This is a genomic window from Kitasatospora sp. MY 5-36 (assembly GCF_001182915.1).
GTDB lineage: Bacteria > Actinomycetota > Actinomycetes > Streptomycetales > Streptomycetaceae > Kitasatospora.
In genome coordinates, this window is record NZ_LFVW01000628.1 from 1 (window position 1) to 6,745 (window position 6,745).

Consider the following 6,745-nt stretch of genomic DNA (forward strand, 5'->3'; position numbering starts at 1 on the left):
CGACGCCGGCCTCCCGGTCCGGGCGGGCGCCACCGTCGCGGCCACGGTGCGGCCGGCCGACTGACCGTCACCGCGGCCGCCGACACCCCGCCGGGCCGGAGGCCCTGCTCGGACGCGGCGTCAGCCCGCGTAGAAGAAGGACCGCGGCTTGTCGATCAGCGAGGTCTCCCGCCACTGGTTGTTGACCAGGCGGAAGGCCTTGATCTCGCTCGGCTTGCCGTCCGTCTGCTTGACCTCGCCCATCGCGAGCACCGGCGGCGTCTGGGTCAGGCTGTCCCCGCGGGACTCCGAGGCCGAGACAGTCAGCATGCTCTCGGCGCTCTGCAGCTGGGTCTCGGTGCTCTGCGAGCCGTCCGTGCTGATGAAGTACAGCTGCTGGGTCCGGTCGGCCTCCTTGCCGAGCACGAGCAGCTGGTCGGTCTCCGCCCAGGACACCGAGGCGACGTCGGTGAGCGTGGGAGCGGCCCGGTGCAGCGCGGTGATCTTCACGGTCGGCGCCTGCGGGGTGCCGTCGTGCACGACCAGTCCGAACCACAGCGAGCGGACGGCCGAGCCCGGGGTCCTGGCCACCACGGCGACCCGGACGCCGTCCGAGGAGATCTTCAGCGCCTGCACGGTCTGGCCGGTCAGGCCCTCGACCGGCACGGTGTACGACTTGGCGCCGCGCACCATCACCACCCGCGGGGCCTGCTTGTTGCGGTCCACCACCCAGAGGTCGCCGCGGCCGTCCCAGGTGGGCGAGGCGAAGCCGTCCTCCTTGTCGCCGCCCTTGGCCGGCGAGGTGAGCACCGGCTCGCCCATGGCCACCGCGCTGTCCGACAGCGGCACCGACCAGACCTGGTGGCCGTCCTCGCTGATCGCGGCGGCCTGGGAGCCGGTGCGGCTGACCGCGAAGGCGCCGAGCGGCGGCTTGGTGTTCGACTGCGGCTTGCCGAGGACCCCGCGGACCGGATCGCCGGGGCGCACCTCGTCGGTCGCCACCAGGGCTCCGTCGGCACGCTGGTAGTACTGCGTCGCCGTCGTCGACCCGGCCAGGGCACCGGGGCCGGTGGACGGCGAGTCACCGCGGGCGGCCGTGCAGGAGCCGTGCGGCCCCTTCAGCTCCAGCCGCGTGATCTGGCCCTTGCCCTGGTCGGCGACGGTGTAGAAGAGCTGGGTCGCCATCCGCCGGCAGGCCATCGGCTCACCGGTGTCCGCCTTGCCGAGCTGCACGTGGGCGACCCGGTTGTCGTCGATGCTCACCTTGTCGACCGTGGTGCCGGCCGGGAACGCCGTGCGGACCACCGGCGAGAGCCAGACGGAGGGGCCGTCGACGAGCGCCCGGACGGCCGAGGTGAGCGGGTCTATCCGGCGCCGCAGGTAGACCGGGTCGGCGAGCAGCACCTCCTGGCCGGTGCTCCCGGACACCACCGAGGACGGGTCGGGCGCGGTGTAGAAGAACCGCTCGACCTGCCGGAAGCTGTTCCGGAAGTTGGTCTCGTTCATGATCACGCCGGGCGCCAGCCTGTCGATCCGCCACTCGCCGTCCTTCTGCCGGACGAAGGTGAAGTCGGACGAGTCGTTGTTCTGCCCAGCGACCCGCGCGTACGAGTGCCGCTCGTCGACGCCGGCCACCAGCTGCCCGCTCACCTGCAACGACGCCGTGGTGTCCGCGTCGGTGACGTCCTGGCCGACCGGGATGCCGGTGGCGGAGAGCACCTTCGTCCCGGCGTCCGGGTTCCAGGTGGCGGCGGCGCTCTCGGTGAGGTACTTGCGCGCGGTGTCGTACCCCTCGTCGGCGGTCACCGCGTCCAGGAACCCGTTCAGCAGCTCGCGCGGCTTGGCGCCCCGGGCGGGCGCCACCGGGTAGACCCGGGCCTGCAGGTCCTTGTCGGCCGAGCCCTGGGACAGCTCCACCCTGGTGATGCCGCCGGAATCCGGCATGGCCGCGCAGCCGCTCGCCACCAGGGCGCCGAGCAGCCCGCCGACCACCGCGAGGAGCCGCGGCTCAGTCCTGTTGCTCGTCCTTCGCACGCTGCGACCCCTCCGCGTCCGTCGTCCCACCCGTCGCGTCCGGCTCCGCCGTCCGCTGTGCCACCGACGGCCGTCCCGGCGTCGGGTCCACCATCACCTGGGCGCCGGTGGCCCCGTACCCGGCGGCCGTCCACACGCCCGAGGGGTCCGCGCGCGGACCCTCCGGCAGCTTGCGCCGGCCCAGCCCGGGGCCGATGTTCAGCACCCCGCCGAGCCCGCTGCCGAGGCCGCCGCTCACCGTCTCCGGCGTCTCCGCCTGCTCCTCGACGGCGGCCGTCGCCGTCGAGCCGGCCGGGCTGATCGCCCGCCGGTACGGCGTGCCCTGCGCGCCCAGGCCCCGGTTGTTGCGGGAGTCCTCCGGCTCCAGCCGGAACGGCGCCCGGCTGATCTCGCCGCCGCGGGTGCGCGGCAGGGTGAGCCGGAAGTGCGAGCCGCCGCCGGGCTCGCCCCAGGCCTGGAGCCAGCCGCCGTGCAGGTGGGCGTCCTCGACCGCGATGGACAGCCCGAGGCCGGTGCCGCCGGTGGTCCGCACCCGGGACGGGTCGGCCCGCCAGAAGCGGTGGAACACCCGGGACGCCTCGCCCGGCTTGAGGCCGATGCCGTAGTCGCGCACGCCGACCGCGACCGCGCCGTCCGCCGAGCCCAGCCGGACCACCACGTCGCGGCCCTCGCCGTGCTCCAGCGCGTTGACCACCAGGTTGCGCAGGATGCGCTCGATCCGGCGGGAGTCCACCCCGGCCAGCACCGGCTCGCCGTCGCCGCGGATCACCACGGCGCTGCCCTTGGCCTCGGCGAGCGGTTCGGCGGCCTCCACCACCCGGGCGACGATCTCGCGCAGGTCGACCGGCTCGGCGTCCAGGATCGCGGCGCCGGCGTCGAAGCGGCTGATCTCCAGCAGGTCGGCGAGCAGCGACTCGAAGCGGTCCAGCTGGCCCTGCAGCAGCTCCGCCGAGCGGGCCGCCATCGGGTCCAGGTCCTCGCGGCTGTCGTAGATGAGGTCGGCGGCCATCCGGACCGTGGTCAGCGGGGTGCGCAGCTCGTGCGAGACGTCCGAGACGAAGCGCCGCTGCACCCGGGACAGCTCCTCCAGCTGGCGGATCTGCGCCTGGAGGGCGTTGGCCATCCGGTTGAAGGACTCCCCGAGCCGGGCGATGTCGTCCGTCCCGGTGACCTTCATCCGCTCTTCCAGGTGCCCGTCGGCGAGCCGCTCGGAGATCCCGGCGGCCATCCGGACCGGGGTGACCACCTGGCGCACCACGACCCAGGCGATGCCGCCCATGAGGATCACCACGAACACCCCGGCGGTCGCCAGGGTGCCGGTGACCAGGTTGAGGGTGTCGGTCTCCTGGCCGAAGGAGAAGACGTAGAACAGCTGGTACGAGGTCTCCGCCGGGCCGCGGAACTGCATGCCGAGGGCCAGCCCTGGCTCGGACGTGACGCTGCTGCCGGGCGAGCGCTGGATCCGGGTCGGCTGGTCGAACATCTGGCCCGGCTCGGCGGCCAGCTTGGCCCGCAGGGTGTCCGGGATGCTGATCGGCTGGATGTCGCCCGAGTAGCGCGGCGCGAAGCCGCCCCCGTCGGGGACGACGGCGCCGGTGCCGGGGGACATCGCGATCACCGAGTAGACGGTCTGCCCGCTCCCGGCCAGGTCGTTGACCTGCCGCAGCAGCCAGGTGCCGATCTCGTCGACGGTCGGGTCGGCGGTGCCCCGCAGCTTCTGGTCCCGGGCCTCGTCGATCTTCTTCTGCTCGACCTGGAAGCCGATCCGGGCCTGCGCGCGGGCGGCGTCCGTCTTGGTTCCGAGCAGGCCGGTGCGCACCTGCGCCACCACGACCACGCCCAGCACCAGGACGACCGCGATGGACGCCAGCAGCGACACCGCGACCACGCGCAGCTGGATCGACCGGCGGTACAGCGCGGCCACCCGGTGCGTGGGACGGCGCAGCTGACGCTTCACCAACGCGAACACGCCGGAAGGGCCGCGTCGGCGACGGGTGGTCGAACTCAGCACGTCGCCGCGCACGGCCCCCGCCCCGTCGGTCGCGGAACCCGACGGGGTGTCGTCTGCCCGCTCCGTCACGTCAGCTGGGTCCCGCCTTGTAACCGACGCCGCGGACGGTCACCACGATCTCGGGGCGCTCCGGGTCCTTCTCGATCTTGGAACGCAGGCGCTGCACATGGACGTTGACCAGACGGGTGTCCGCCGCGTGGCGGTAGCCCCAGACCTGCTCCAGCAGCACCTCGCGGGTGAACACCTGCCAGGGCTTGCGGGCCAGCGCGACCAGCAGGTCGAACTCCAGCGGGGTCAGCGGGATGCCCCGGCCGTCCCGCTTCACGGAGTGGCCGGCCACGTCGATCACCAGGTCGCCGATGGTCAGCTGCTCGGGCGTCGGCTCCTCGGCGCGGCGCAGCCGGGCGCGAACCCGGGCCACCAGCTCCTTGGGCTTGAACGGCTTGGTGACGTAGTCGTCGGCCCCCGACTCCAGGCCCACCACCACGTCGACCGTGTCGGTCTTCGCGGTCAGCATCACGATCGGGATGCCGGACTCGGCCCGGATCTGCCGGCACACGTCGATGCCGTCCCGGCCGGGCAGCATCAGGTCGAGCAGGACCAGGTCCGGCTTGGTCTCCCGGAAGGCGGCTAGCGCCCTGTCCCCATCCGCGACGAAAAACGGCTCAAAACCCTCACCCCGCAGCACGATACCGAGCATCTCGGCCAGTGCGGAGTCGTCATCAACGACGAGGACGCGTCCCTTCATGCGTCCATCTTCTCATTACCGGATTGTGACCTGCCGCACAGCAGTGCCAATGCTCCAGAACGGCCAACTCCCCCACCGGTGCATTCCGGCCATACCGGGCGAATGCTCCCCCGGAAACGCCTCCCGACCCCCCGCGAACCCGCGCCGGACCACCGCCCGACCCGCCGCGGAGGACCGTTGCCGATCAGCAACCGGATCGCCATGGGGCCGGTTTCCGGCCCCATGGCACGATGGGCGCTGCGCGCGGGCGGAAGATCCGTTCGCAGTCGCGCCCGTGACGCCCTCCGAGGAGCAGTGATGACCGACACCCCGGGCTGGGCCTCGCCCAGCTCGTCCGAGCCGCCCCGCGACGACGCCCGGCCCCCGGCCGACGCGCCCGCCGCCGTGCCCGGGCCGTCGGCACCACCACAGGCCGCCCCCGGCTGGACCGGCCCGGCCGGCGCCCCCGGGAACGGACAGCAGTGGGGACAGCAGTGGGGCCAGCAGCCTCCCGGCGGCCACCGCCCGTACGGCTGGGGCGCCCCGGCGAGCCCCAAGCCGGGCGTCATCCCGCTGCGCCCGCTGAGCTTCGGCGAACTGCTCGACGGTGCCGTCACCACCGTCCGCCGGCACTGGCGCACCGTGCTCGCGCTCTCGCTCGGCCTCGCCGTGGTCGCCCAGGCCGGCAGCCTCCTGGTCAACCTGCTGGTCAAGGGCAAGACCGGCGAGGCCACCCAGACCCTGCGGATGCTGGCCGGACTGCCACTCGAACTGCTGCTCAACGTGTTCGCCACCGCGCTGCTCACCATCGTGGTCAGCCGCGCCGTCCTCGGCCGGTCGGCGACCGCCGGGGAGGCCTGGCGCGACGCCCGCCCCCGGCTGCTGCAGCTGCTCGGGCTGACCCTGCTCACCGTCCTGCTCGGCCCCGGCGTGGTCCTGCTCGGCTTCACCCCGCTGATCGGCTACTCCCTCGCCGGCCAGGGCTCCGTCGCCATCGCCGGCCTGCTCACCCTGGTCGGCCTGCTGACCGTGCCGGTCGCCGTCTGGCTGTGGATGCGCTTCAGCCTCGCCGCGCCCGCCCTGATGCTGGAGAAGCAGGGCGTGCTGACGGCGCTGTCGCGCTCGCGGCGGCTGGTCCGCGGCGCCTGGTGGCGGGTCTTCGGCATCAACCTGCTCGGCCACGTGCTGGCGCTCGTCGTCGCGATGGTCGTCGTCGTCCCGTTCCAGTTCCTCGGCCTGCTGCTCGGCTTCGAGAGCCTCGACGCCCAGGGCCTGCCCGACACCGCCGACCAGGGCGTGGCCATGCTGCTCCTGCTGGCGGTCGCCGGGATCATCGCCGGCACCTTCACCACCCCCTTCATCGCCGCCGTCGGCGTGCTGGTCTACATCGACCAGCGGATCCGCCGCGAGGCCCTGGACATCGAACTCGCCCGCGCGGCCGGCCTGCCCGAGCAGAGCGGCACCGGCTGGGGCGCGCAGGGCGACCCGGCACCGGCGAGGCGCTGAACCGGATGCCTAACTGGGGGGACAGGCTCCTCGCCGCGGGCGGCGCACCCGTCACCGTGCCGCGTGACCCGGCGCGCGAGGCCGCCCGCGACGAGCTGCTCGACGCGGAGTACCACAAGCACGACCCGTCCGTACTGCAACGCGTCACGGACTGGATCTACGACCACATCGCCAAGGCGCTCGACAGCATCTCCGGCGACGGCACCACCGGCACCACCGGGCTGGTCCTCTTCCTGATCGTCGCGGTGCTGATCGGCGGCGCGGTCTGGTGGCGCCTCGGCGCACCCCGCCGCGCCGCCCGCACCGTCCAGGACGTGTACGGCGCCGAGGGCCCGCGCAGCGCCGACCAGTACCGGACGGACGCCGCCGGGCACGCCGCCGCCGGACGCTGGACCGAAGCCGTCCGCGAACAGATGCGCGCCCTGGTGCGCGGCCTGGAGGAGCGCACCCTGCTCGACAACCGCCCCGGCCGCACCGCCGACGAGGCC

At 73.7% G+C, this 6,745-nt stretch carries 5 protein-coding genes; 2 read left to right on the forward strand and 3 right to left on the reverse strand.

Annotated elements, in window-relative coordinates; all coding sequences use genetic code 11:
- Window positions 1-120 precede the first annotated feature (120 nt).
- From AE652_RS32070 to mtrA, 3 genes are read right to left on the reverse strand one after another with little or no spacing between them, the layout of a single operon-like run.
- Window positions 121-2,013, reverse strand: a complete 1,893-nt coding sequence (locus tag AE652_RS32070) for an LpqB family beta-propeller domain-containing protein (protein WP_159028609.1) — start codon at window positions 2,011-2,013, stop codon at window positions 121-123.
- Window positions 1,988-4,093 carry an MtrAB system histidine kinase MtrB gene (gene mtrB / locus AE652_RS32075; protein ID WP_049657977.1) on the reverse strand — a complete coding sequence of 702 codons (2,106 nt, stop codon included), beginning with the start codon at window positions 4,091-4,093 and terminating at the stop codon, window positions 1,988-1,990. The genes AE652_RS32070 and mtrB overlap by 26 nt, the downstream gene beginning before the upstream one ends.
- A gap of 1 nt (window position 4,094) precedes the next feature.
- Window positions 4,095-4,772, reverse strand: coding sequence for an MtrAB system response regulator MtrA (mtrA, locus tag AE652_RS32080; protein WP_030247322.1), 678 nt, complete (start codon window positions 4,770-4,772; stop codon window positions 4,095-4,097).
- A gap of 297 nt (window positions 4,773-5,069) precedes the next feature.
- On the opposite strand from mtrA, the gene AE652_RS32085 reads away from it, so the two are divergent.
- Both AE652_RS32085 and AE652_RS32090 read left to right on the forward strand, forming a co-directional pair.
- On the forward strand, window positions 5,070-6,257 hold the full coding sequence (locus AE652_RS32085) for a hypothetical protein (protein WP_053112376.1): 1,188 nt from the start codon (window positions 5,070-5,072) through the stop codon (window positions 6,255-6,257).
- Window positions 6,258-6,262: 5 nt separating this feature from the next.
- On the forward strand, window positions 6,263-6,745 hold a 483-nt coding region (locus AE652_RS32090; protein ID WP_049657982.1), incomplete at its 3' end, for a hypothetical protein.